The 25,464-nt window shown below is 70.1% G+C and carries 23 protein-coding genes; 6 read left to right on the top strand and 17 right to left on the bottom strand.

From position 1 onward, the window contains the following. Positions 1-7: 7 nt before the first annotated feature. The 4 genes from FV218_RS07960 to FV218_RS07945 all read right to left on the bottom strand — a co-directional run bounded on the left by FV218_RS07960 (position 8) and on the right by FV218_RS07945 (position 3,055). The gene (locus FV218_RS07960; RefSeq protein WP_147709327.1) at positions 8-562 is read right to left on the bottom strand and encodes a pyridoxamine 5'-phosphate oxidase family protein; all 555 of its coding nucleotides are present in this window, start codon (positions 560-562) and stop codon (positions 8-10) included. 66 nt (positions 563-628) lie between these two features. After that, on the bottom strand, positions 629-976 hold the full coding sequence (locus FV218_RS07955; protein ID WP_147709326.1) for a diacylglycerol kinase: 348 nt from the start codon (positions 974-976) through the stop codon (positions 629-631). Positions 977-978: 2 nt separating this feature from the next. After that, a complete protein-coding gene (locus FV218_RS07950; protein WP_246685029.1) occupies positions 979-2,040 on the bottom strand; it encodes an AbrB family transcriptional regulator in 1,062 nt (353 codons plus the stop codon). A 40-nt stretch (positions 2,041-2,080) separates the two neighbouring features. Further along, positions 2,081-3,055: a LysR substrate-binding domain-containing protein gene (locus FV218_RS07945; RefSeq protein ID WP_147709324.1), complete on the bottom strand. Its 975-nt coding sequence runs from the start codon at positions 3,053-3,055 to the stop codon at positions 2,081-2,083. A gap of 160 nt (positions 3,056-3,215) precedes the next feature. On the opposite strand from FV218_RS07945, the gene FV218_RS07940 reads away from it, so the two are divergent. Beyond that, positions 3,216-4,805: a catalase gene (locus tag FV218_RS07940; RefSeq protein WP_147709323.1), complete on the top strand. Its 1,590-nt coding sequence runs from the start codon at positions 3,216-3,218 to the stop codon at positions 4,803-4,805. 525 nt (positions 4,806-5,330) lie between these two features. Beyond that, positions 5,331-7,340: an EAL domain-containing protein gene (locus tag FV218_RS07935; protein ID WP_187272998.1), complete on the top strand. Its 2,010-nt coding sequence runs from the start codon at positions 5,331-5,333 to the stop codon at positions 7,338-7,340. A gap of 40 nt (positions 7,341-7,380) precedes the next feature. Here FV218_RS07935 and FV218_RS07930 read toward each other — a convergent pair whose 3' ends face one another. The 10 genes from FV218_RS07930 to FV218_RS07885 form a co-directional block, all read right to left on the bottom strand. Further along, positions 7,381-8,550, bottom strand: coding sequence for an MFS transporter (locus tag FV218_RS07930; protein ID WP_348642017.1), 1,170 nt, complete (start codon positions 8,548-8,550; stop codon positions 7,381-7,383). A 29-nt stretch (positions 8,551-8,579) separates the two neighbouring features. Then, positions 8,580-10,253, bottom strand: coding sequence for an apolipoprotein N-acyltransferase (gene lnt / locus FV218_RS07925; protein ID WP_147709320.1), 1,674 nt, complete (start codon positions 10,251-10,253; stop codon positions 8,580-8,582). A gap of 16 nt (positions 10,254-10,269) precedes the next feature. Beyond that, positions 10,270-11,379, bottom strand: coding sequence for a hemolysin family protein (locus FV218_RS07920; protein ID WP_056093755.1), 1,110 nt, complete (start codon positions 11,377-11,379; stop codon positions 10,270-10,272). A 36-nt stretch (positions 11,380-11,415) separates the two neighbouring features. After that, positions 11,416-11,904: an rRNA maturation RNase YbeY gene (gene ybeY / locus FV218_RS07915; RefSeq protein ID WP_056093753.1), complete on the bottom strand. Its 489-nt coding sequence runs from the start codon at positions 11,902-11,904 to the stop codon at positions 11,416-11,418. Continuing rightward, entirely contained in the window at positions 11,901-12,971 is a 1,071-nt protein-coding gene (locus FV218_RS07910) for a PhoH family protein (protein ID WP_246685031.1), read from the bottom strand. The genes ybeY and FV218_RS07910 overlap by 4 nt, the downstream gene beginning before the upstream one ends. 81 nt (positions 12,972-13,052) lie before the next feature. Further along, the gene (gene miaB, locus FV218_RS07905; RefSeq protein ID WP_147709318.1) at positions 13,053-14,393 is read right to left on the bottom strand and encodes a tRNA (N6-isopentenyl adenosine(37)-C2)-methylthiotransferase MiaB; all 1,341 of its coding nucleotides are present in this window, start codon (positions 14,391-14,393) and stop codon (positions 13,053-13,055) included. Positions 14,394-14,478: 85 nt separating this feature from the next. Continuing rightward, positions 14,479-15,354 (bottom strand): lysophospholipid acyltransferase family protein, encoded by an 876-nt coding sequence (locus tag FV218_RS07900; RefSeq protein WP_147709317.1) that lies wholly within the window; start codon positions 15,352-15,354, stop codon positions 14,479-14,481. 16 nt (positions 15,355-15,370) lie between these two features. Beyond that, positions 15,371-15,892 carry a GNAT family N-acetyltransferase gene (locus tag FV218_RS07895; RefSeq protein ID WP_056093747.1) on the bottom strand — a complete coding sequence of 174 codons (522 nt, stop codon included), beginning with the start codon at positions 15,890-15,892 and terminating at the stop codon, positions 15,371-15,373. Continuing rightward, positions 15,889-16,566, bottom strand: a complete 678-nt coding sequence (gene tsaB / locus FV218_RS07890) for a tRNA (adenosine(37)-N6)-threonylcarbamoyltransferase complex dimerization subunit type 1 TsaB (protein ID WP_056094238.1) — start codon at positions 16,564-16,566, stop codon at positions 15,889-15,891. The genes FV218_RS07895 and tsaB overlap by 4 nt, the downstream gene beginning before the upstream one ends. Positions 16,567-16,753: 187 nt before the next feature. Next, a complete protein-coding gene (locus FV218_RS07885) occupies positions 16,754-17,320 on the bottom strand; it encodes a NifU family protein (protein WP_147709316.1) in 567 nt (188 codons plus the stop codon). A gap of 286 nt (positions 17,321-17,606) precedes the next feature. On the opposite strand from FV218_RS07885, the gene rplS reads away from it, so the two are divergent. Then, the gene (gene rplS / locus FV218_RS07880) at positions 17,607-18,062 is read left to right on the top strand and encodes a 50S ribosomal protein L19 (protein ID WP_056093741.1); all 456 of its coding nucleotides are present in this window, start codon (positions 17,607-17,609) and stop codon (positions 18,060-18,062) included. 230 nt (positions 18,063-18,292) lie between these two features. Here rplS and FV218_RS07875 read toward each other — a convergent pair whose 3' ends face one another. Continuing rightward, the gene (locus FV218_RS07875; protein ID WP_147709315.1) at positions 18,293-19,483 is read right to left on the bottom strand and encodes a lytic murein transglycosylase; all 1,191 of its coding nucleotides are present in this window, start codon (positions 19,481-19,483) and stop codon (positions 18,293-18,295) included. Between the two features lie 80 nt (positions 19,484-19,563). Beyond that, entirely contained in the window at positions 19,564-20,166 is a 603-nt protein-coding gene (leuD, locus tag FV218_RS07870; protein WP_147709314.1) for a 3-isopropylmalate dehydratase small subunit, read from the bottom strand. A 141-nt stretch (positions 20,167-20,307) separates the two neighbouring features. Between leuD and FV218_RS22685 the strand changes: the two genes are divergently transcribed. Further along, positions 20,308-20,475 carry a hypothetical protein gene (locus FV218_RS22685; RefSeq protein WP_187272997.1) on the top strand — a complete coding sequence of 56 codons (168 nt, stop codon included), beginning with the start codon at positions 20,308-20,310 and terminating at the stop codon, positions 20,473-20,475. A gap of 11 nt (positions 20,476-20,486) precedes the next feature. Here the strand turns inward: FV218_RS22685 and ccrA are convergent, their stop codons facing one another. Further along, positions 20,487-21,767: a crotonyl-CoA carboxylase/reductase gene (ccrA, locus tag FV218_RS07865; protein WP_056093729.1), complete on the bottom strand. Its 1,281-nt coding sequence runs from the start codon at positions 21,765-21,767 to the stop codon at positions 20,487-20,489. Positions 21,768-22,161: 394 nt separating this feature from the next. On the opposite strand from ccrA, the gene FV218_RS07860 reads away from it, so the two are divergent. Further along, positions 22,162-24,207, top strand: a complete 2,046-nt coding sequence (locus FV218_RS07860) for a protein meaA (protein ID WP_147709313.1) — start codon at positions 22,162-22,164, stop codon at positions 24,205-24,207. 240 nt (positions 24,208-24,447) lie between these two features. Continuing rightward, a complete protein-coding gene (locus FV218_RS07855; RefSeq protein WP_147709312.1) occupies positions 24,448-25,452 on the top strand; it encodes a glycosyl transferase in 1,005 nt (334 codons plus the stop codon). The last annotated feature ends 12 nt before the right edge of the window (positions 25,453-25,464 follow it).

The following is a 25,464-nucleotide window of genomic DNA, read 5'->3' as shown; positions in this document are numbered from 1 at the left end:
GGCGCGATTAGGGGTCGCGAAACCCCGTCGGCAGCCCGTCGATGCTGGCCGCGTTCTTCTCGGCCCGGTAGGCGCGTAAGCCCTCCTCGCCCTGGGCTTGCGCCCAGCGGTCGAGGATGGGGCGCTCGCCGACATGGTCGAAGAGCGGCACCGCATAGCCGCAGCTCGTCTGTACGAGGTCGACGGCGAGGAAGACGATCTGGCGCCCCCCGGCAGGCTCCGCGCTGCCATAGAAGCGATCGAGGACGGCGACGTAGTCCGGCGTTCCCCGGAACGCGATGCAGCCCTTTCCGTACAGGCGCAGAATCGAGGGCGGACCGTCGAAGGCGCACAGCATCACCGTCAGGGCGCCTTCGGCCTTCACGTGGGCCGCCGTTTCGCTGCCGCTGCCGGTGAGATCGAGATACGCGACCGCGTTCGGGCCGAGGACGTGAAGATGCTCGGTGGAGCGCGGCGAGATGTTGACCCGCGCCCCCGCGGCACAGGAACCGGTGAAGAAGACCTTCTGCGCTGCGATGAAGTCCCGATGCCGGTCACTGATCGACGAGAACTGCTTTGCCATCGTGGCCCACCTCCCGAACGGGCGGTAGGGGCAAATCGACGGCAATGCAAACGCCCCGCTCCCGCGTCAAGCGAGCCGCTCGATGAGGGCGGCGATCCAGATCAGGGCCGCGATGCCCTGAGCCGAGAAGGTCCCGGCCGAAGCCAGATCCTTGACGATTCCGATCCTCGGGTGATGGTCCGGATGGAGATGGTCGCACAGCTTCTCGATGGCGGTGTTGAGGAACTCGGCCGCCAGCATGAGGAGCAGGCTCGCCAGCAGGCCGACGCGCACCCACAGGGTCGTGCCCAGCAGCAGCCCCAGGGGCATGCCGAGGACGAGGAGAACGAGTTCGAGGCGCACGGCGCGCTCGGTGCGCGCTCCGTGGACGAGGCCGCGCCAGGAATTGAGGAAGGCGAGGTACAGGGCGTGCATGGTCAGGTCTGCGCCGGAGCGTCCTTGTCCGGCGCGCCCTTGGCGATCCACTTGGCCAAAAGCGGTCCGGTGAGCAGCACCACGAACAGCCGCAGGGTCTGCACCGCGAGGACGAACGACACGTCCGCCTTCGAGCCCACCGCGATGATCGCCACGGAATCGAGGCCGCCGGGGCTGGTGGCAAGGTAGGCCGTGAGGAAATCGATGCGCAGCAGGCGGGTGAGGCCGTAAGCCCAGACCGCGCAGAGGGCGATGACCGCCACCGTCGCCACGAGGATGCCCGGCAGGGCGACGACGGTCTCCCGCAGGGTCTCGCGGCGGAAGCGCAGGCCGACGTACCAGCCGATGGTCGCGTAGGCGAGGTCGAGGAGCGGCATCGGCAGGGCCATGCTGACGAGGCCCAGGGCGTGCAGCAGGGCGCCGAGGAGCATCGGCCCGATGAGGGCGGCGGCCGGCATCCGCAGGAGATGCGCGAGGCCGAAGCCCGCCGCCGCCACCGCGAGGGTCGCCAGCACGGCCAGCGGCGGCGTCGCGTCGGGCGCGGGCGCGGCGGGGGCGGTGACATCGGTGAGGAGGCGCGCCACCGCGGAGGCCGACAGCACCACGGCGACGACGCGGACGTACTGCATGAAGGCGACGAGGCGCGGGTCGGCGCCGTACTCTTCCGACATCGCCACCATGGCGGCGGCCCCGCCGGGCGAGGACCCCCAGGCGGCGGTGGTGCCGGGCAGGATGCGCAGGCGGGTCAGGGCCCAGCCGACGACGGCGCCCGCCACCACGGTGACGAGGACCACGGCGAGGATGAGCCAGCCGTCCTCCGTGATGGTGGCGACGATCTCCGTGGTCACGGCTTTCGCCACGAGGCAGCCGATCATCGCCTGCGCCGCGAGGAAACCGGGTTTCGGGACCCCGAGCCCGGCGCCGCCGACGCCGAACGCGATGGCGGCGAGCATCGGCCCGAGCAGGAGGGCGGCGGGGAAATGCGCGACGGCGAGGCCATACGCGAGGGCGCCCGAGGCCGCGACGAGGGCCGTCCAGAGGCCGAGGGACCGGAAAGGGAGCAAAGTCGAGAGCCGGGGGCAGGGGGGGACGGAGACCTGCGCGCTACACCGGATCGGCCACGCTGTCACGGCGCGCCCGTGGGAGGCGGGCGGCACCGTCGTCGCGGCAGGCGGCGGTCCCCATGGGCGCATGGGCCCGGAAAAACGCGGCCAGATGCGACAGGCCGGCGCCGCGCGGATCGCTGGCCCGCCAGGCAAGGGCGATGGTGCGGCCGGGTCCGTCGACGTCGAAGCCGCGCGTCACGGTCAAGCCGCTGGGATCGGGGCTGGTCGGCGCGGCCAGCGCCGGCAGCAGGGTGTAGCCCGCACCCGCCGCCACCATGGAGCGCAGGGTCTCGAGGCTCGTGGCGTGGCGGCCCGCGGCACTTCCGGCGCCGCAGGCCGCCACGGTCTGGTCGCGCAGGCAGTTGCCCTCGTCGAGGAGCAGGAGGTCCGGCCCGGCGATGTCGCGGGCCCGCAGCGCTCCGCCCCGGGCGAGGGCGTGATCGGCCGGGCAGGCGAGGAGGAACGGCTCGATGAACAGCGGCGAGAGCGTCAGTCCCGACGACGGCACCGGCAGGGACAGCAGGGCGGCATCGATGCGCCCGTCGCGGAGTCCCTCCAGGATCTCGGCCGTGCGGGCCTCGCTGAGCGCCAGGGCCAGCAGGGGAAACTCCTGGCGCAGGCTGCGCAGGACGAGGGGGAAGAGGTACGGTCCCAGGGTCTGAATCGCGGCGAGCACGAGGCGGCCGGTGAGGGGCGCCCCGCGTCCCTCGCTCGCCAGGACGAGCAGGCGCTGCGCCTCGGCCAGGACCGTGCGGGCCTGGCGGACGATGCCCTGCCCGGCGGGGGTGAGCATCACCCTGCGGTTGCCGCGCTCGAACAGGACGAGGCCCAGGGCTTCCTCGAGCTTGCGTACCTGCACGCTCAGGGTCGGCTGGCTGACGTTGCACCGTTCGGCGGCACGGCCGAAATGCGATTCCTCGGCGACGGCCACCACATATTCGAGGTCGCGCAGGGACAGGCCGGACAGGTTCATAGGCTTAGCCTATCAGAACGTTTGCCACGATGCATTGGCCAAACGATCGGGGAGGGTTCATAAGGCTGTCTCAGAACTATTCCAGGGTCGATGTGTTTTTGAGCCGTTCGGCTCCCGATCCGTCCCCTGGCTCGACACAACCTCTCGGAGAGACTGCCCGATGACCGACCAGCGCCCGATCCTGACCACCCGCCAGGGCCACCCGGTCCGCGACAACCAGAGCACCCGCACGGTGGGCGAGCGCGGTCCGGCGACCCTCGAGAACTACCAGTTCATCGAGAAGATCACCCATTTCGACCGTGAGCGCATCCCCGAGCGCGTGGTCCATGCCCGCGGCGCCGGCGCGCACGGCTACTTCGAGGCCTATGGCAAGATCGGCAACGAGCCGGCGTCCAAGTACACCCGTGCCCGCGTGCTCAACGAGACCGGCGTGAAGACCCCGATGTTCGTGCGCTTCTCCACGGTCGCGGGCGCCAAGGAGTCGCCTGAGACCGAGCGCGATCCGCGTGGCTTCGCGGTGAAGTTCAAGACCGTCGACGGCAACTGGGATCTGGTGGGCAACAACCTCAAGGTCTTCTTCATCCGCGACGCGATCAAGTTCCCCGACATGATCCACGCGTTCAAGCCCGACCCGGTGACGAACCGCCAGGAGGCGTGGCGCTTCTTCGACTTCGTGGCCCAGCACCCCGAAGCCATCCACATGGTCACCCACCTGAAGTCGCCCTGGGGCATTCCGGCCAACTATCGCGAGATGGAGGGCTCGGGCGTCAACACCTACAAGCTCGTCAACGACCAGGGCGAAGCCGTGCTCTGCAAGTTCCACTGGGAGCCGAAGCAGGGCATCCGCAACCTGACCTCGGCCCAGGCGTCCGAGATCCAGGCGAAGGACGTCGGCCACGCCACCCGCGACCTCTACGACAACATCTCCAAGGGCAACTTTCCCGAGTGGGAATTCTGCGTGCAGATCATGCCCGACGGTCCGAACGACCACCTGTCGTTCGATCCCCTGGACGACACCAAGCTGTGGCCGGTGGAGGACTTCCCGCTCCTGCCCGTGGGCCGCATGGTGCTCGACCGCGTGCCGGACAACTTCTTCGCGGAAGTCGAGCAGTCTGCCTTCGGCACCGGCGTTCTGGTCGACGGCATCGACTTCTCGGACGACAAGATGCTCCAGGGGCGCACGCTGTCCTACTCGGACACGCAGCGCTACCGCGTCGGCGCCAACTACCTGCAGCTGCCGATCAACGCGCCGCAGCCCGGCGTGAAGGTCTATTCGAACCAGCGCGACGGCCAGATGACCTACGGCGTCGACGGCACCGGCCGGAACCGGCACATCAACTACGAGCCCTCGACTCTCGGCGAGGGCCTCGCCGAGGCGCCGAAGCCCGCGAAGGACTATCACCAGCCGGTGCAGGGCCAGCTCGGCCGCTACCAGACCTCGCGCACCGAGGACGACTACGCTCAGGCCGGCGTGCGCTACCGCTCGTTCCAGGATTGGGAGCGGGACGACCTCATCGCCAACCTCGTCGGCGACATGAAGCAGTGCCCCGAGGCGATCCAGCTCCGGATGGTCTGGCACTTCTCGCACGCGGATGCGGATTACGGCCGCCGCGTCGCCGAGGGTGCGGGCATCGACCTGCAGAAGGCCCTGGCCCTGCCGCCCCTGCCGGGCCGCGCGGCCCCGGGCAAGCGCCTCCAGGCCGAGACCTACACGGATGGCAGCCAGGCCCACCGCGTCGCCGCCGAGTAACCTGAGACCCGCAGCGTTCGTGCGCGGCTAGAAGCCCCGCAGGGTCCGACCCTGCGGGGCTTTTCTTTGCGCGCAGGCCGTGCGTCGCCGGTCGCGGATGGATTTGGCCGCGACCGTCATGCACTGCGAGACATGTCGGAAGACGACGCGGCGCAAGCGACACGACGTTCGCGCGTCGAGGGACGAAACGGAAGTCGGCGCGTCCTGGGATATCATGCGTCATGGCTGCCACCACTTGCGCTGGAATGCCCCGATGCTTGCGGGCAGACCACGCGTCGTCGACATACAAATCTCGCCATGACTCAAATCCAGGGAAATTCGACTGTAAACTTCGATCAAAACAGGATCGCGAGGCCGACAGAACTCTGTACGATATGGTCTATTCTGGATTTATGGGGCAGGACTAGTCTCCTCCACTCGTCGGAGTCGCCCTCCGGCAAGATATTTTTCACGTTTCTCGCTGCCTTATGCCAACATCCGAAGGTGCGATGTTTGTGCTGGTTCGGCGGGAAAGTTGAGCAAGCGATGCGTAGAGGGCCGCAGACCATCGAGTCGCTCGTGATGCGCGATCAATTGAGCGCCGTCCATCATGCCCTGCTCCCGGCGCTGATCTCGAACGTCTTCGTGTCCTGCTCGTTCGCCATCATGATGTGGCCCAGCGTCGACCATGGTTTCCTGCTCGCCTGGGTCGGTTCCAATGCCGTCATCAATGCCACGCGCCTGACCTTGGCCTCCTACTGGTGGAAGACGGGAAGGTCGGAGAGAGAGCCCGCGCGAATACTCGTCGGTTATACGCTCGGCGCGTTTCTCTCCGGCTTCTGCTGGGCGGTGGGCCTCATCGGGGTCGCCGTCGCGGGGCAGGCTTTCACCATCGGCACGGGCCTGGCCTTCTGTGGGATCACCGCCGGTGCCGCCATCCAGTCGACGGCACACCGCGGGGTCGTCCTCGCCTTCGTCGGCCCGCACAATCTCGTGCTGATCCTGCTCCTCGCGACGGCCGATCCCATCGAGTCGCGGATCATCGCCCTGAACCTGTTCCTGCTCGCCGTCATGATGATCAAGGCGTCCACCAAGACCGAGCAGCAGTTCAAGCACGCCGCACGGCTGAAATACGAACCCACCCACCTCGCCGCGTCGTTGCAGGCCGCGAACGACGTTGCGACGCAGGCCGTCCATCGCCTGGAATACGTCGCGACCCACGACCATCTCACCGGACTCGCCAACAGGGTCGCCTATCAGAGGGCCTTCGACCAGTTCCTGGCCCGTTCCGCCTCGGGCGAGGGTGACCTCACGGTCATGTTGATCGACCTCGACCGCTTCAAGGAGATCAACGACACCCTGGGCCATGCGGAGGGCGACGCGGCGCTGATGGAAGTGGCCCGGCGCCTGAAAGACCTCCTGGGGCCCGACGATCTCATCGCGCGCCTGGGCGGCGACGAGTTCGCCGCGCTCATCTTCCGGCCCGGGATGGCGGCGGAGGACGAAGCGATCGCCGGGAGGATCGTGAGGCGGCTCGGCGAACCGTTCCTGCTCTCCGACCGGGCCTGGCAGACCGGCGCCAGCGTGGGTTTCGCGCGCTATCCCACGGACGGCGTCACGGTGAAGGACCTGCAGGGCTGCGCCGATCTCGCGCTCTACCGGGCCAAGTCGGAGGGACGCGCGACATGGCGCGCGTTCGGCGACGACATGAGGCGCGGGGCGGTGATCCGCCAGCTGATCGGCCGGGACCTCATCGAAGCCGTGGACGGGGGCGGAATCGAAGTGTGGTTCCAGCCGCAGGTCGAGAGCGGGACCGGCGAGGTCTGCGGATTGGAGGCCCTCCTGCGCTGGAACCATCCGGAACTCGGATGGCTGTCGCCGCCGGACGTGGTCAGGGCCGCCGCCGCCACGCGGCAGTCCGAGCGTCTCACCCGGGCGGTGGTCCAGGGCGTGTGCCGCATGGCCCAGAAGCTCGCACAGCTCGGACGCCCCAGCATCGTCGTCTCGCTCAACGTCTCGCCCGATGAGTTCGGCACCTACCGGGTCGCCGACATGATCGCCTGGGAGCTGACGGCCCACGGCGTCGCGCCGACCGCCATCGCCATCGAGATCACCGAAGAGGCCGTGTACTCCACCGAGCGCGGCGGGGCCGATCTCGCCGCCCTGAGGCGGATGGGCGTGCGCATCATCGTCGACGATTTCGGCGTCGCCTACTCGTCCATCGGCTCCCTGCGCACCATCAACTTCGACGGCATCAAGATCGACAAGAGCTTCATCCAGAATTTGGGCGACGTGCAGAAGGATCGCCGGCTGACGGGCGCGATCTTCGCGTTCGCCCAATCCCTCGGCGTCGACGTGGTGGCCGAGGGCGTGGAGACCAGGGCGCAGGCGGACATCCTGGTCGGACTCGGATGCCCCATCCTGCAGGGATACCATTTCGCGCGGCCGATGCCCCAGGCGCAGACCCTCGCCTGGATCATGCAGAACGGCCTCACCGCGTCGCGCCCGGCGGTCGGCATGACGGTGTACCACCCGCCCATGCGGGCGATCGCCTGAGCGCGTCGGGCATCCGCCATCGCGACGCGCGGCGCGGCCGTCAGGGGCCGCCGACCTTGCGGTCGCGGCCGGCCCCGAGGCCGAATAGCAGGGCGCCGAACGCGATGGCGCAGAACAGGCCGACGGAGGCGCCCCAGCGTCCGGTGAGGTCGTGCGCGAGGCCGAAGCCCAGGGGCCCGAGGGCGGCGAGGGTGTAGCCGACGCTCTGCGACATCGCCGCGAGGGACGCCGTCGCGGCGGCGTCGCGGGCGCGCAGGACGATGAGGGTGAGCCCGAGGCCGAACAGGCCGCCGATGCCGAAGCCGAGCACCATCCCGAAGGGCCGCACGAGGTCGACGGGGCCGATGGCGAGGGCGAGCAGGGCGACGACGGCCACGGCGAGGAGACCGGCCACGAAGGGGCGCTGATCGCGGGCGCGGGCGGCGAGGGTGGGCACCAGGAGGGCGGCCGGCGCCTGCCCGAGGCTCATCAGCGACGCCACGAAACCGGCATCGACGGCACTCAGACCGCGATCGTGCAGCAGCACCGGCAGCCAGCCGAACATGATGTAGGCCAGGGACGATTGCAGGCCCATGAAGCCGGTGACCTGCCAGGCGAGGGTGTCCCGCCACAGGGGCGGCCGGCGCACGGACGGCGCGGCCGGGTCGGCGCTGCGGGCGAACGGCAGCCAGGCCAGGGTCGCGACGAGGGCCGGCACGCCCCAGAGGCCGAGGGCCGGGGACCACCCGTCGACGGATTGGGCGAGGGGGACGCTGAGCCCGGCCCCGGCGGCGGCGCCGAGGCACAGGACCATGGTGTAGAGCCCGGTCATCAGGCCGACGCGGGCCGGAAAATCACGCTTGACCAGGCCCGGCAGCAGGACGCCGGCGAGGCCGATCCCCATGGCGGCGAGGCAGGCGCCGACGAAGAGCGGCGCGAGGCCGCCGAGGCCGCGCAAACCCGAGCCGAGGGCCACCACGGCGACGGCGAGGAGCACGCCCCGGTCGGCGCCGAGGCGGCGGATCACCACGGGTCCCAGCGCACAGGCGAGCCCGATGCACAGAACGGGCAGGGTGTTGAGGATAGCGGCCCCGGCGGTGCTCAGTCCCGTCGTCGCCCGGATCGCCTCGAGGAGGGGACCGACCGTGGTCAGGGCCGGGCGCAGGTTGAACGCGACGAGCATGATCCCGACGCCGACGAGGGCGGGGCGGAGGGCGGCCGGGCCGCTCACGTCACGCGGTCCCCGTCGTGCGGCCCTCGTCATGCGGCCCCGGGCGACCGGCGCCGCGCGGCCAGCGCCCCGAGGAACGCGAGGCCCAGCATCAGGGCGAAGGGCGCATCGCCGAAACGGGCATAGGGCGTGCGCTGGGTCAGGCGTACCGGAAGATCGGCGTCGAGGACGCCCTCGACCCCGACGGGCAGGCTCGCGGTGATCCGCCCATGGGCATCGACCACGGCCGAGATGCCGGTATTGGCGTCGCGCACCAGGGGCAGCCCCTCTTCGACGGCGCGCAGGCGCGCCTGGGCGAAGTGCTGGCGGGGGCCGGGGGTGTCGCCGAACCAGGCGTCGTTGGTGAGGTTGAGGATCAGCCCCGGCACCGGCGGCGGACCGCTCGGCGTCGCTTCCGGCACGATGGCACCGGGAAAGATCGCCTCGTAGCAGATGGTGGCGGCCACAGGCGGCAGGCCCGGCACCGACAGGATGCGCTGGCGCGCCCGGTCGCCGGCGGTGAAGCCGCCGGGGATCGCCACGAACTGCCGGATGCGCAGGGCGCGCAAGGTGGCGTCGAGGGGGCCGGGCAGGTACTCGCCGAAGGGGACGAGGTGGACCTTGTCGTAGACGTCGCCGAGCTTCGGTCTGGCCGCGAGGGTGAGGATCGAATTGAAGAAGCGCGGGCGCTCGCCCTCGGCCGGCGTGTCGGCGCGGGCCGCGCCGGTGATGAGCTGCGTGCCCGGCGGCAGGGCGGCGGCGATGCGCGCCAGGGCTTCCGGATCGCGCTGGATCAGGAAGGGAAACGCCGATTCCGGCCAGATCACGTGGGTGACGTCGGCGATCCCCGAACGGTCGGGGGCGGCGGCCCGGTCGCTGAGCTCGATGTAGCGGTCGAGGATGTCCGCGCGGTTCTCGGGGCGGAACTTGGCGTCCTGGTTGAGGTTCGGCTGGACGAGGCGCAGGCGGATTCCCGCCACCGTGGCGTCCGGACCGGCCGGCAGGCGCGCGGCGCCGAGGACGGCCATGGCCGCGAGGACCAGGCCCGCCGCGAGGGTCGGGACGAGGCGCCCTGATCGGGTCGCACCCGTGGCGAGGGTCGCGGGCGCGGCGGCGACGAGGACGGCGAGGAGGGTGAGGCCGTAGAGGCCGATGCCGGCGGCCGACTGCATCAGCCAGAGATTCTGGCCCAGCGCCATGCCGAGGCTGTTCCAGGGAAACCCGGTGAAGAGGTGCCCGCGCAGCCATTCGCAGGTGGCGAGGCCGAAGCCGAGGGCCAGAAGCCGCCCCGCGCCCGGCGACCAGAGGAGGCGGGCCAGCGCGAACCCGAGCCCGTAGAACAGGCCGAGGACCGCCGGCAGGCCGATCACCCCGAGGGGCAGGGCCCAGGCGAAGTCCTCCGCCTCCACGAGGAAGGCGGAGCCGAGCCACCACAGGCCGGCCGTGAGGTAGCCGAAGCCCCAGGCCCAGCCGATGAGGCCGGCGACCCGGAGGGTGCGCCAGGCGCTCCGGCCCGTGGCGGCCCCGTCGAGGAGCCAGACCCCGACGGCGAGGGCGACGGCGAGGGCCGGAAGCGCCCCGAAGGGCGGCATCGCCAGGGCCCCGAAGGCACCGGCGCAATAGGCGAGGAGCAGCCGGTGCCACCCCGCGCTCAGCATCACCCACTGGGCGAGGACGGCGAGGGGCCCCGCCGCCGGCACGGCGTCGGCGCGGCTGCGGTTCATGACGCGAGGGGCGCCGTCACGACGCGGGGGCTTCGAGGCTCGGGTTGGGCGCGGGCGGCGGCAGGGCCAGGGGCACCACTGCAGTGATCCGCGCGTCGCCGCGCTGCAGGCGCAGGCGCTTGACCCGGCGCGGGTCGGCGTCGAGCACCTCGAATTCGAGGTCGCCCGGACCGGCGATGAACTCGCCCCGCGACGGGACGCGGCCGGCCAGGGTGACGATGAGACCGCCGATGGTGTCGATCTCCTCGGCCATGTCGCCGACCGCCGCGACGAGGTCGACGCCGCTGGCCTCCGACACTTCGGCGAGGCCCGCGCGGGCATCGGCGACGAACACGTCGCCCTCGCCCTCGACGCGGTGGACGAGGCGCCCTTCGGCCACGTCGTGCTCGTCTTCGATGTCGCCCACCACCATCTCGACGAGATCCTCGATGGAGATGAGGCCGTCGGTGCCGCCGTACTCGTCGATGACGAGGGCCATGTGGGTCCGGGTCGCCTGCATCCGCACCAGGAGGTCGATGGCCGGCATGGAGGGGGGCACGAACAGGACCGGGCGCTGGATGCGGGTGGACGCCAGGGTCGCCGACAGATCGACGTTGCCGAGGTTGAGCGTGCGCAGGGCGCGGGCGCCCCGGCGGGGACGCGGGGGCGGCGCCTCGTCCGGGGTCTCGACGGGCGACGCACCCGGGCGCCGGAAACCGGCTTCCGCCCGCGCGGCGATGTGATCGACGAAATCGCGGATGTGGACCATGCCCTTCGGGTCGTCGAGGGTCTCGCCGTAGACGGGCAGGCGCGAATGCCCGGCCGTGCGGAACAGCTTGAGCAGTTCGCCGAGACTCGTGTCCATGGACACGGCGACGATGTCGATGCGCGGGATCATCACGTCGTCGACCCGCACCTTGTGCAGGCCGAGCACGTTCTTGAGCATGGCCCGCTCGATGGGCGAGAAGGCGTTCTCGCCCGAATCGGGCTCGGCCAGCCGGTCCTCGATGTCGTCGCGCAACGAATCGCGCGGCCGGAGGTGGAACACGTGCAGCAGGCGGTCGTACCAGGGCTCGCGGGCCTGAGCCTCACCGTCATGTGCGCTGGGCGCGGCCTGGGCCGCGCCGCGACTTCGATCGTTCGTCATGTCTCTCTGATCTGGGATGGCCGGCGTTGCTGCCGCTCAATCGGCGTAGGGATCGGGCACGCCGAGGGTGGCGAGGGCCGCGACTTCGAGCGCCTCCATGGCCTCGGCGTCCGCGTCGCCCGTCTCGTGGTCCTGACCGAGGAGGTGGAGGGTGCCATGGACAAGGAGGTGCGCGAGGTGATGGCTGAGCGGCTTCGACTGCTCCGCACTCTCGCGCAGCATCGTGTCATACGCAAGAACGACATCGCCCAGGGGCCGCGCCATTCCCGCATGGGGGGGCTGCGGGGGGCTTGGAAACGACAGGACGTTGGTGGGCTTGTCTTGGGCCCGCCAGGTCTTGTTCAGCGCCCGCACGGCCGCATCGGTGGTGAGCAGGATGCTGACCTCGACCGCCCCCTCGGGCAAGTCCGGCGCCACGGCGAGGCCGGCCTCCACGGCGCGGACGACGAAGGCTTCGAGGTCGGGCGTCACGCCTTCCCAGCGCTCGTCCTCGACGGCGACGTCGATCTCGTTCTCGACGGTCATGCGAGGGGCCGGCGGCGCGGGTTCGGGTTGCGGTCGGAATCGTGCTCGCCGTGGGCGGCCGACTCGTAGGCGGTGACGATGCGGCGGACGAGGTCGTGGCGGACCACGTCGACGTCGCGGAACGTGACGCGGCCGATGCCCTCGACGCCGTCGAGGATGTTCACCGCCTCGACGAGGCCCGAGCGCTGGCCCGGCGGCAGATCGACCTGGCTCGGATCGCCCGTGATGATCATCCGCGAGTTCTCGCCGAGGCGGGTCAGAAACATCTTCATCTGCATGGAGGTGGTGTTCTGCGCCTCGTCGAGGAGCACCACGGCGTTGGTCAGGGTGCGCCCGCGCATGAAGGCCAGGGGCGCGATCTCGATGATCCCGGTCTGCAGGCCGCGATCGACGTGGCGGGCCTCCATGAAGTCGTAGAGGGCGTCGTAGATCGGGCGCAGGTACGGATCGACCTTGTCGCGCATGTCGCCGGGCAGGAAGCCGAGGCGCTCGCCGGCCTCGACGGCGGGACGGGACAGGATGATGCGCTCGACATGGCCCTGTTCCAGCAGGGAGACGGCGTGGCCCACGGCGAGCCAGGTCTTGCCGGTGCCGGCCGGACCCTCGGCGAAGACGAGCTCGCGGGTGCGCAGGAGCTTGATGTAGGCGTCCTGCGCCGGATTGCGGGCGCGCACGGCGCCGCGCCGGCGGGTGGCGATCTGGTCGAAGACCGGCCGGTCGGGCTCGGCGCTGACCTCGGCCGCCGGGAACAGGGTGCCCTGCTGCGTCGTCTCCTGGATCGCGCCGTCGACGTCGCCGAGGGTCAGGGCGGTGCCGCTCGCCCGCACCCGGGCGTAGAGGCGCTCGAACACCTTGCGGGCCTTCTCCGCCGCCTCGGGCGAACCCTTGATGACGAGGTGGTTGCCGAGCGCCGTGGCGACGACGTCGAGGCGCCGCTCGATATGGGCGACGTTCTGGTCGTACTGGCCGAAGACGAGGCTCGCGAGGCGGTTGTCGTCGAAGGTCAGGGACGCCTCGAGGGATTCGACGATCTCGCCCGTGCGCGCCGCCGGGCCGCGCCCGCGCAAGGGGCCGCCCCGGCCGATCCCGTCAGATGCTGCCACGCCGGTTTCCTTCGATGGTGATCACACGGAACGGGATCGCTCGGCTCACGCCGCGACCGCCGCGTCGGCCACGGCCTCGCCGAACAGGCTGTTGGAGCCGGCCCGGACGATCCGCACGGGCACCAGGGTGCCGATGGTGGATGTGGGCGCGTCGAACTGAACGGGAAGGAGGTGAGGCGTCTTGCCCGCGACCTGACCCGCGTGACGCCCGGCCTTCTCCACCAGCACTTCCACGACAGAATCGACGAAGGAGGCGTTGAAGGCGTGGCGCTGGGCATCGAGCAGGGCCTGGAGGGCGTGGAGACGGCGGGTCTTCACGTCCTCCGGCACCGCGTCGGCCCACTCCGCCGCCGGGGTGCCGGGGCGGGCGCTGTACTTGAACGAGTAGGCGCTGGCGAAGCCGATGTCGGCGACGAGCCGCATCGTCTCCTCGAACTCGGACTCGGTCTCGCCGGGGAAGCCGACGATGAAATCCGACGACAGGGCGATGTCGGGCCGCACGGCCCGCACCGCGGCGATGCGTTCGCGGTAGACCTCCGCCGTGTGCTTGCGGTTCATCGCCTTCAGCACCCGGTCCGAGCCCGACTGCACCGGCAGGTGGAGGAACGGCATCAGGGCCGGCAGGCTGCCATGCGCCGCCACGAGGTCGGGCGCCATGTCGTTGGGGTGGCTCGTGGTGTAGCGCAGGCGCAGGAGCCCCGGCAGTCCAGCGATGGTGCGCATGAGGTCCGGCAGGGACGCCGCGCCGCCGTCGAGGCCGAGGCCGTGATAGGCGTTCACGTTCTGGCCGATGAGGGTGATCTCGCGGGCGCCGCCCAGGAGCAGCCGTTCCGCCTCGGCCCGGATCGCCGCCACGGAGCGGGAGACCTCGGCGCCGCGGGTGTAGGGCACCACGCAGAAGGCGCAGAACTTGTCGCAGCCTTCCTGCACCGTGAGGAAGGCCGTGACCCCGAGGGTGCGCCGCGCCGGCAGGTGGTCGAACTTGTCCTCGATGGGGAATTCCGTGTCGACGACGCGCTTCGTCCGCGAGCGGGCGAGCAGGTCGGGCAGGCGGTGATAGTTCTGCGGGCCGACGACCACGTCGACGCTCGGCGCCCGGGAGAGGATTTCGGCCCCCTCGGCCTGGGCGACGCAGCCGGCGACGACGATGCGGGTGTCGTGGCCGGCCGCCGCGCGCTCGGTCTTGAGGACGCGCAGGCGCCCGAGTTCGGAATAGACCTTGTCGGCCGCCTTCTCGCGGATGTGGCAGGTGTTGAGGATGACGACATCCGCCTCCTCCACCGTCTCCGTCGCGACGTAGCCCTCGGCGCCGAGCACGTCCGCCATCCGGGTGGCGTCGTAGGCGTTCATCTGGCAGCCGTAGGATTTGACGAAGGCTTTCTTCAACAGTCCGGTCCCGACCCGCGTTTCGCCCGAGCCCTTAGCACGGTTCCCGCGCGGCGTCGCGACCGGCAGGGCGGGCGCAAACGCTTCAGAGGGCGGGTATGCCGGAGGCCGTCCCGTCGGACGCCGTGTCGGGCAGGCGGCGCGTGCCGCTCCAGACCGCGCCTTTCGGCGGCCGGCCCGTGACCGCGCGTTGGAGGGCGTCGCGGACGGAGGCTTGCGCCAGGGCCGTCGCGCGCTTGCGGTCGGTGCCGGCCTCGAAGGCGATGGGGGCGCCCCAGACCACGTGCACGTCGACGGGGCCGTTGGCGAAGAAGTCGGACAGGTGGGGCGCGAGCTCCATGTCGCCGTACCAGGCGATGCCCGGCCGCTCGGCCCGCACCAGGGGCAGGCCGTTGCGGCGCGGATAGGTGATGGCGAGGGGCTGCAGGCGGATGCGCTCGGGTCCGGTTCCGTCGATGGCGGCGCGGGCCGCGCCCACCAGGGACGAGCGGAACGGCAGCAGGCGGGTGCCGTCGCCCGTGGTGCCCTCGGCGAACAGCACGATGAGATCCCCATCGGCGAGGCGGTCGGCGACGGTGGCGTTGACGTCCGCCGTGGCCGCCCGCCGGGCCCGGTCGATGAACACCGTCCGTTGCAAGCGCGCCAGGGTGCCGATGACCGGCCAGGCGGCGATCTCGGATTTGGCCACGAAGGACAGGGGGCGCAGGGACCCCAGCACGAGGATGTCGAGCCAGGAGATGTGGTTGGCGAGGACCAAAGCCGGCTCGCCCGGCGCCGGCGGGGTGCCGCTCTGGGTCACGCGCACGCCGAACAGGCGCAGGAAGGTCCGGTGGAACCGCGTCGGCAGGTCGCCGGCGAGGCGCCCGCGGCCGTAGCGCCGGCTCAGCAGATGCGGCCCGACCATCAGCCCGAAGGCGAGGGCGCAGAGCGCAAGGCGCAGGATCGTACCGATGCGGGTCATCGGGCCGCCGGGAGCCTCACGCCAGCTCGGCCGTCATGGTGAGGGCGGTGGCGCGGCCGCCGTCGGCGCGGGCGTAGTAGCCCGTGCGCTCGCCGACCTGCCGGAAGCCGTGGCGGGCATAGAGCTTGAGGGCGGGCGCGTTGCCCTCGTCGACTTCGAGGTGGACCCGGCGCACGCCGCTTAACGCGAGGTGGGCGAGGTGGTCGGCCACGAGCTTGCGGCTCAGGCCGTTGCCACGCATGCCCGGCGCCAGGACGACGGTGAGGATCTCGGCCTCGTCCGCGGCTTTTCGCGAGAGGACGAAGCCCTGGATGGTGCCGCCCTTCCACAGGGCGTGGGCCTCCGTGGAGCGCTCGCATAGCATGCGCTCGAACTCGTGGGCGTCCCAGGGCCGGGCGAAAGCGGTGGCGTGGAGGCGGGCGAGGGCCCGGGCCTGACCCGAATCGCGCAGGATGGCGACGTAGGGTGCCCCGCCCCAGGCCTCCCACCACGCGGACCACATCTCGAACGGCCAGAACGGGGTCATCGGTCGCGTCATCGGCGGGCGAGCCTCGCGTGATCCTGGGGCTGGGCGTCGGGGCCGCGCAGGTAGAGCGGGCGGGGCAGGGCCTGGGCGGGGTCGGCCAGCATGCCCAGGGAGGCGATCCAGGCGATGTCGGCGGGTCCCGTCCCGGCGAGCTGCACGTCGAGGCCGCGCGCCTTCAGCAGGGCGGCGAGCGCCGGCGCGCCGGAGCCGACCAGGGTCACGGTGCCGTCGAGCATGGCGGCGGCCTCTTCCAAGGGCAGCAAACTGGGTGGGACGACGATGCCGTCGGCCATGCTCATGGCCTGGAGGTAGACCGCGCCGTGGCGGGCATCGACGGCGGCGACGATGAGACCGGCGCCGTTGAGGGCCAGGAGGGGAGCGAGCAGGGCCGACAGGGTGGTGACGCCGACGACGGGAATGCCCGTGGCGAGGCCGATGGCGCGGGCCGCCGAGAGGCCGACGCGCAGGCCGGTGTAGCTGCCGGGACCGACGGTGACGGCGACGCGGTCGAGGGCTTCGAAGCCGCCATCCACGCGCGAGACCACGCGCTCGACCATGGGCAACAGGGCTTCGGCGTGGCCGCGCCCGAGGATCATCGACTCGTGAGCGAGGAGATCGTCGGACGCATCCGTCGCGATGCAGACGGAGCAGGCGTCGAGCGCCGTGTCGATGGCCAGGATACGCAACGTCACTCCCGATGTGCCCCGGCCCGCTCGAGCCGATCACGCTCCCGCCGGGGCCTTGAATGCCAGCCCGCCGGGGACTGGATGGTAGGACAAAAACGGCCGCCCCGTGAGTGCGGAGCGGCCGGATCGGCGAGATTCGCGGTGCAGTGTTGCCGCTTTGCGCCGAAAGTCGGCGCGCGTCAGGTCCTCAGATGGCCTGGACTTCGCGGATTTCCGGCAGGAAGTGGCGGAACAGGTTCTGGACGCCGTTGCGCAGGGTCGCGGTGGAAGAGGGGCAGCCCGAACAGGCGCCCTTCATCTCGAGGTAGACCACGCCCTCCTTGTAGCCCCGGAAGGTGATGTCGCCGCCGTCGCCGGCCACGGCCGGGCGCACGCGGGTCTCGAGCAGGTCCTTGATGGTGACCACCGTGTCGGCGTCGGCCGGATCGAAGAACTCCTCCGCCTCGTCGTCCGCGGAGCTGGTGCCCTCGGCGAGCACGGGGGCACCGGACTGGAAGTGCTCCATGATCGCGCCGAGGATGGCGGGCTTCACCTGCGGCCACAGGTTCTCGTCCTCCGCCTTGGTGACGGAGATGAAGTCGTGGCCGAAATAGACCCCGGCGACGCCCGGCACGTCGAACAGGCGCTGGGCCAGGGGCGAGCGGGTCGCGGCCTCTGAGTCGCGCGCCTCGAAGGTGCCGCTGTCGAGCACAACGCGGCCGGGCAGGAACTTCAGGGTGGCGGGGTTCGGGGTGGCTTCGGTCTGGATGAACATGGCTGCGAGAATCCTCGTCCGCTGCGCCGGTTCAAGGCCGGCCGGGAATGATGCCGGGAGAGCCCGGCACCGTCCTCATGTGGACCGTGCTGCGGATTTTCTCAACCGCACGCCGCGGATGGGAGGCGGGCTCGACCGGTTCCCAGGGGGGAATGAGCGACACCGGTTGTTGGACAAGTCCCGGCCCCTCGTGTAAGGCCCGCCTCAACTCAAAACAGGATGCCGAAATCCTGACGCACGCGGTCCCATCCGGGGACCCCGGGCGCGCACCGGCAGGACGTAACCGATGAACATCATCCAGCAGCTCGAGCAGGAGCAGATCGCTTCGCTCGGCAAGACCATCCCCGATTTCCAGCCCGGCGACACGGTCATCGTGAACGTCAAGGTGAAGGAAGGCGAGCGCACCCGCGTGCAAGCCTACGAGGGCGTGTGCATCGCCCGCTCCGGCGGCAGCCTCAACGAGAGCTTCACCGTCCGCAAGATCTCCTACGGCGAGGGCGTCGAGCGCGTGTTCCCGCTCTACTCGCCGCTCATCGATTCGATCACCGTGGTGCGCCGCGGCAAGGTGCGTCGCGCCAAGCTGTACTACCTGCGCGACCGTCGCGGGAAGTCCGCCCGCATCGTCGAGCGCGCCGACCGCCCCGCCGAGAAGGCCGCCAAGGCCGACGCCTCGAAGGCGAACAAGGACGCCCGCAAGGCCGAGAAGGCCGCCAAGTCCGCCGCGAAGACCGCCGCCGAGTAAGTTCTTTCGCCGTCTGGCGACACGGAAAAGGCCGGGCGATTGCCCGGCCTTTTTCGTTTGTGCGTCGTCCCGACCCGCTTCCTCATCCTGAGGTGGTGGAGCAGAGCAGAACCCTCGAAGGAGGGCTCCAGGGATCACATCGCGAACTGGAGCCGTCCTTCGAGGCCGCTGACGCGGCCCCACCGGATGAGGCGATGGGTGGGATCGAGCGTTCGAGAAACGCTCCCCGCTCACCCCCGCCGCAACGCCTCCAGCACCTTCGCGCCGGGACGGCCCGTCTGCGGCATGCCGAGGCTGCGCTCGATCTCCTTGATGGCGTCGCGGGTCTTGGAGCCGACCTTGCCGTCGGGCTCGCCGACGTCGTAGCCGCGGGCGGCCAGACGGGTCTGGAGGTCGCGGCGCTCGGCCCGCGACAGGGGCGGATCGTCCGTCGGCCACTCGGCCTGGATGCCGGGGCGCCCGCGCAGGCGGTCGGACAGGACCGCGATGGCGAGGCCGTAGGATTCGGCGGCGTTGTAGGAATAGAGCGCGTCGAAGTTCTTCGTCACCGCGAAGGCGGGGCCGTTGACCCCGGCGGGGATGAGAATGCCGATGGGCGCATCACCGGTCAGCGGACGCCCGTCCATGCGGGTCACGCCCATGGACGCCCAGTGCGACACGGCGTGGCGGTTCTTGCGGCCGGCGGAGCCGGCGTTGAAGCCGCGCGGCAGGCGGACCTCGTAGCCCCAGGGCTGGCCGTTCTGCCACTTCGCCACGCGCAGGAAGTTGGCCGTGGAGGCGACGGCATCGGGGACCGAATCGACGAGGTCGCGGCGCCCGTCGCCGTCGCCGTCGACGGCGAGGCGCTGGTAGGTGGTGGGCATGAACTGGGTCTGGCCGAAGGCGCCGGCCCAGGAGCCGTTGAGGCGCGAGGGATCGATGTCGCCGCGCTCGATGATCTTGAGGGTCGCCATGAGCTCGCCCTTGAAGAAGTCCTTCCGGCGGTGGTTGGCGCAGATCAGGGTGGCGAAGGACTGGACCAGGGGCATCTTGCCGAGGTTCTTGCCGAAGTTCGATTCGACGCCCCACACCGCCGCGATGGTGTAGCGGTCGACGCTGTAGCGGCTCTCCGCGTTGGCCAGGGCCTGGGCGTGCTGCTTCATGGCCGCCTTGCCGTCGTCGACGCGCTCCTCGTCGACGAGGGCCGCCATGTAATCCCAGATCGGCGTCTTGAACTCGGGCTGGGCCCCGGCGAGTTCGAGGACCTTGGGGTCGTGGGCGATGCCGTTCGTCGCCGCGCGAAACGCCTGGGCCGAGATCCCCTGCGCGGCGGCCTGGGACTGGAGGCCGGCGAGGCAATCCTGGAAGTCGGCCCGGGCCGCCGGCGCGGCGGCCGTGCCGGCGAGGCAGAAGAGGGCGGTGAGCGTCGCGCGCGGCGTCATGGGGCGGTCTCCGGAGCGGGTTCGGGTCTACCCACCCTTAAGGCGTGCCCATGGTAAACGAACCATGAGCACGCGGGATCTCAGGCCCAGCCGCGCGCGGCGATCTTCTGCTCGTAGGCGTCGATGGACGGCGCCCGCTTCAGGGTCAGGCCGATCTCGTCGAGGCCGTTGAGCAGGCTCTCCTTGCGGCCCGGATCGATGTCGAAATGCAGGGTGCCGCCGTCCGGCCCCTTGATGGTCTGGGCCTCCAGATCCACCGACAGGGTGGCGTTGGCGCCGCGCTCGGCATCCTCGAACAGTTTTTCGAGGTCTTCCGCCGAGACCGTGATCGCCAGGATGCCGTTCTTGGCGCAGTTGTTGAAGAAGATGTCGGCGAAGCTCGTGGAGATCACGCAGCGGATGCCGAAATCCGTCAGCGCCCAGGGCGCGTGCTCGCGCGACGAGCCGCAGCCGAAATTGTCGCCGACGACGAGGATCCGGGTGTTGCGGTAGGCCGGCTTGTTGAGGACGAAGTCGGGATTCTCCGAGCCGTCGTCGCGGTAGCGCATCTCCGAGAACAGGCCCTTGCCGAGTCCCGTGCGCTTGATGGTCTTGAGGTACTGCTTGGGGATGATCCGGTCGGTGTCGACGTTGATGATCCGCATGGGCGCCGCGACGCCCTCCAGGGTGGTGAATTTTTCCATTTGTTTCGTCCGGTCCGGAAATCGCGTTGGACCGTCTCTATCAGTGCGCGGGGCCGACCGGAACCATCCGCCCTTCCTGTCTCGCGAACGTCGCCGGCCTGGCCTATGCTTGGGGCGACGCGACCCATCCGGAACCAGCCGATGACCGAGACCGCCAACCAGTTCAAGAAAGCGCCCAAGCGGAAGAAGGAGAAGACCCGCTCCGTCTCCGTCTCGCCCGAGATGCGGCAGGCCTATGCGGACCTCATCAAGCAGAAAGAGGAGCGCGAGGACTACGCCAAGCACCTGCCCTCCGAGAAGGGCAGGTGAGGGGTTGAGGCTCAGCCCTTGCGGCCGGCCTCGATCACGTCTTCCACCGTGCGCAGGCCGGCGCGGGGGGCGTTGACGAGGCAGGCCATGTTGCCGGGCGGGTGCTGGTTCTTCCACATCTTGGTGTGGGCCTGCGGAATCTTCTCCCAGGGGAACACCTCGCTCATGCACGGGTCGATGCGCTGATCCATGACGAACTGGTTGGCGGCGGACGCCTGCTTCAGGTGGGCGAAGTGCGAGCCCTGGATGCGCTTCTGGCGCATCCAGACGTAGCGGGCGTCGAAGGTGATGTTGAAGCCGGTGGTGCCGGCGCAGAACACGATCATGCCGCCGCGCTTGGCCACCAGGGTCGAGACCGGGAAGGTCGATTCGCCCGGGTGCTCGAACACGATGTCGACGTCGTTGCCCTTGCCGGTGATGTCCCAGATCGCCTTGCCGAACTTGCGGGCTTCCTTGAGCCAGGTGTTGTACTCAGGCGAGTTCACCTTCGGCAGCTGGCCCCAGCAATCGAACTCCTTGCGGTTGATGACGCCCTTGGCGCCGAGGCTCATGACGTAGTCGCGCTTCGACTCGTCGGAGATCACCGCGATGGCGTTGGCGCCGGACGCGGCGCAGAGCTGGACGCCGAACACGCCGAGACCGCCGCTTGCCCCCCAGATCAGGACGTTCTGGCCGGGCCGGACGGTGTGCGGCGCGTGGCCGAACAGCATGCGGTAGGCGGTGGCGAGGGTCAGGGTGTAGCAGGCCGCCTCTTCCCAGGTCAGGTGCTTGGGGCGGGCCATGAGCTGGCGCGACTGCACCCGGCAATATTGGGCGAAGGAGCCGTCCCCGGTCTCGTAGCCCCAGATGCGCTGGGACGACGAGAACATCGGATCGCCGCCGTTGCACTCCTCGTCGTCGCCGTCGTCCTGGTTGCAGTGGACGATGACCTCGTCGCCGACCTTCCAGCGCTTCACCTTGGCGCCGACCTTCCAGACGATGCCCGACGCGTCGGAGCCGGCGATGTGGTATTCGCCCTTGTGCACGTCGAAGGGCGAGATCGGCTCGCCGAGGCCGGCCCAGACGCCGTTGTAGTTGACGCCGGCGGCCATGACGTAGACGAGCACTTCGTCGTCGCCGATGTCCCACACCGGCAGCACCTCGAGCAGGTGCGACTGCTCCGGCGGTCCGTGGCGCTCGCGACGGATCGCCCAGGCGTACATCTTCGCCGGCACGTGACCGAGGGGCGGAACCTCGCCCATCTCGTACAAGTCCTTGATTTCAGTGGTGCTCGACGCAGCGCTCGCGGCCATCCTGGCTCTCCCTTATCTTGTTCTGAGCGACCCTATATCGGCGAACCCGGACCGCTCCAAGGCCCCACAAAGGCCATGATGGCGCCGCGCTTGTGGGCGAATCGCCGATCGCGCCGCGGTCAGTATTCGTATTCAATATTCATCGACGCTCTTCTACGCGATCCGAACGCGTATCTCGCCGGTATCTCAGGTGCTTAGGTCCAGCGCGGCGGCTGCTTTCGGCGATCCGCCGTTCAATTCGCTTGCGCCGCGCATCTAGAATTTTTCCAAGGGTTTGCACGTCGACACCCGCCCGCCGAACCTTCGGCCAGATGACGCGCGCGCCTCGCTTGGTTAGGGTGCCGCGCAAGACGCGCGGCCAAGCGCGATACACAATGGAACGGAGTCGAGTGGAATGAGCGCGAACGCGACCGTCGCCGAGGTCAAGCGCGACAAGCCCTGGATCATCCGGACCTATGCCGGGCATTCCAATGCCAAGGAGTCGAACGAGCTCTACCGGGGCAACCTCGCCAAGGGCCAGACCGGCCTATCCGTGGCCTTCGATCTGCCGACGCAGACGGGCTACGACCCCGACCACGAACTGGCCCGCGGCGAGGTCGGCAAGGTCGGCGTCTCCATCGCGCATCTCGGCGACATGCGGACCCTGTTCGACCAGATTCCGCTGCAGCAGATGAACACCTCGATGACCATCAACGCCACGGCGCCGTGGCTGCTGTCGCTCTACCTCGCCGTGGCCGAGGAACAGGGCGCGCCGTTCTCCGGGCTCCAGGGCACGACGCAGAACGACATCATCAAGGAGTACCTGTCGCGCGGCACCTACGTGTTCCCGCCGGCGCCGTCCCTGCGGCTGACCAAGGACGTGATCCTGTTCACCACCAAGGCGGTGCCGAAGTGGAACCCCATGAACGTGTGCTCCTACCACTTGCAGGAGGCCGGGGCGACGCCGGTGCAGGAGCTGTCCTACGCCCTGGCCATCGCCATCGCGGTCCTCGACACCGTGCGGGACGACCCCGATTTCGACGAGGCCAGCTTCGCCGACGTGTTCAGCCGCATCTCGTTCTTCGTGAATGCCGGCATGCGGTTCGTCACCGAGATCTGCAAGATGCGGGCGTTCTCGGAGCTCTGGGACGAGATCGCCCAGGAGCGCTACGGCATCACCGACCCGAAGAAGCGCATTTTTCGCTATGGCGTGCAGGTGAACTCCCTCGGCCTGACCGAGCAGCAGCCGGAGAACAACGTCCATCGCATCCTCATCGAGATGCTGGCGGTGACCCTGTCGAAGCGCGCCCGGGCGCGGGCCGTGCAGCTGCCGGCCTGGAACGAGGCGCTCGGCCTGCCGCGCCCGTGGGACCAGCAATGGTCCATGCGGATGCAGCAGATCCTGGCCTTCGAGACCGATCTGCTCGAATACGACGACATCTTCGACGGCTCGACGGTCATCGACGCCAAGGTCGAATCCCTCAAGGCCGAGACCCGCAAGGCCCTGGAAGAGATCGGCGGCATCGGCGGCGCCGTGGCCGCCGTCGAGACGGGCGCCCTCAAGCGCGCGCTCGTCGAATCCAACGCCAAGCGCATCTCGGCCATCGAGGCCGGCGATCAGGTCGTGGTCGGCGTCAACAAGTTCCAGGCCGGCGAGCCTTCGCCCCTGACCGCCGGGGAGGGCGCGATCTTCACCGTGTCCGAGACCGTGGAGATGGAGGCCGAGCAGCGCATCCGCGCCTGGCGCTCGCAAAGGGACGGCAAGGCCGTCGAGGCGGCCCTGGCCGATCTGGAAGCGGCGGCGCGCTCCGGCGCCAACATCATGCCGGTGTCCATCGCCGCCGCCAAGGCCGGCGTCACCACGGGCGAGTGGGGCACGCGCCTGCGCGAGGTGTTCGGCGAGTACCGCGCGCCCACGGGCGTCACCCTGGAGACGGTGTCGTCGGGGGCGGCCGAGGAAGCCAAGCTCCTCATCGCGGATCTCGGCGAGCGTCTCGGCGAGACCCCGAAGCTCGTGGTCGGCAAGCCCGGCCTCGACGGCCATTCCAACGGCGCCGAGCAGATCGCGCTCCGGGCCCGCGACGTCGGCTTCGACGTGACCTATGACGGCATCCGCCAGACCCCGGCCGAGATCGTCGCCAAGGCGAAGGAGACCGGCGCCCACGTGGTCGGCCTGTCGATCCTGTCGGGCAGCCACGTGCCGCTCGTGCGCGACGTGAAGGCGAAGATGCGCGAAGCCGGCCTCGACGACATCCCCGTGGTGGTCGGCGGCATCATCTCGCCCGACGACGAGCTGGTGCTCAAGAACATGGGCGTCACCGCGGTCTACACCCCGAAGGACTACATCCTCGACACCATCATGGTTGGCCTCGCCAAGGTGGTGAACCGGGCCCTGGACAAGCAGGCCGCCGACAAGGCCGATGGGGTGAGCCAACGCAAGGATGCCGAGAAGGTGTTCTGACGGGGCTAAAAGGACTGGGCGCTACGGCAAGCGAAACCCACTCGTTCGATCGGGCACCGTTGCCTCGGCTGATCTCGCGGGCTGCTCGGGTCCCCTCTCCTGAAAGGAGAGGGACTGGGTGAGGTGTGCGACCTTTCCGGAGAATCCACACACCTCACCCCAACCCTCTCCTTCCAGGAGAGGGAGCCCGTCGCGACCGCACGATCCAAAGCGAACAAGCGTATTCGGTATCAACACGCCATGGTCCTCGCGCCCCTCGCCGCCGTCCCCCTCGCCGCGGGGTTAAGCGCGGGGCTGATCCTCGCCCTGCGTCCGCTGCTCCAGCGCTACGCCCTGGCCCGCCCCAATGCCCGCTCCAGCCACACGGTGCCGACGCCGCAGGGCGGCGGCATCGCCATCGTGCTGGCGGTGCTGTGCAGCGTCGGCGCGGTGCTGGCCCTGCGCGGGGCCGGGCTCGACGCCCTCGAGGCCCTCATCCTCGCCCATGCGACCCTGGCGCTAGCGATCCTCGGCGCCGTCGATGACATCCGCCCGCTGCCGGCTTCGCTCCGCCTCGGCGTGCAGGCCGTCGTCGTCGCCGGGCTGGTGATGGCGGTGGGCGGGCGCCTGATGCCGGGCGTGCCGGTGCCGGTGGAGCGCGCCGTGGCGATCCTCGCCGGGATCTGGTTCGTCAACCTCGTCAACTTCATGGACGGGCTCGACTGGATGACCGTCGCCGCGTTCGTGCCCCTCACCGCCGCCCTGCTGCTCCTCGGCGCTTCGGGGGGGCTGCCGTTCCTGCCGACCCTGGTCGCCGCCGCGCTCCTCGGGGGGCTCCTCGGCTTCGCGCCGTTCAACCGGCCCGTGGCGCGGCTGTTCCTCGGCGATGTCGGCTCCCTGCCCCTCGGCCTGCTCGGGGCATGGCTGCTCTATCGCCTCGCCGTCGCGGGTGGGCTCGCCGCCGCGATCCTGCTGCCCCTGTACTACCTCGCCGACGCGACCCTGACCCTGGGGCGCCGGCTCCTGCGGCGCGAGCCGGTCTGGCAGGCCCATCGCTCGCACTGGTACCAGCGCGCCACCGACAACGGGTTCCCGGTGATCGCCGTCGTGGGCCGGGTCTTCATCCTCAACCTCGCCCTGGCGGGGCTCGCCGGTGCGACCTTGCTTTGGCCGTCCTGGCCCGTCACCGTCCTGGCCTGCGGGGCGGGGATCGCCCTGGTGGCAAGCGTCCTGCACGCCTTCGCGCGGCGCCGGACCATCGGTTGAGGCAGGAGGGGA

The sequence above is a fragment of the Methylobacterium sp. WL69 genome, from assembly GCF_008039485.1.
GTDB lineage: Bacteria > Pseudomonadota > Alphaproteobacteria > Rhizobiales > Beijerinckiaceae > Methylobacterium.
This window is presented reverse-complemented; position numbering and strand designations above follow the sequence as displayed.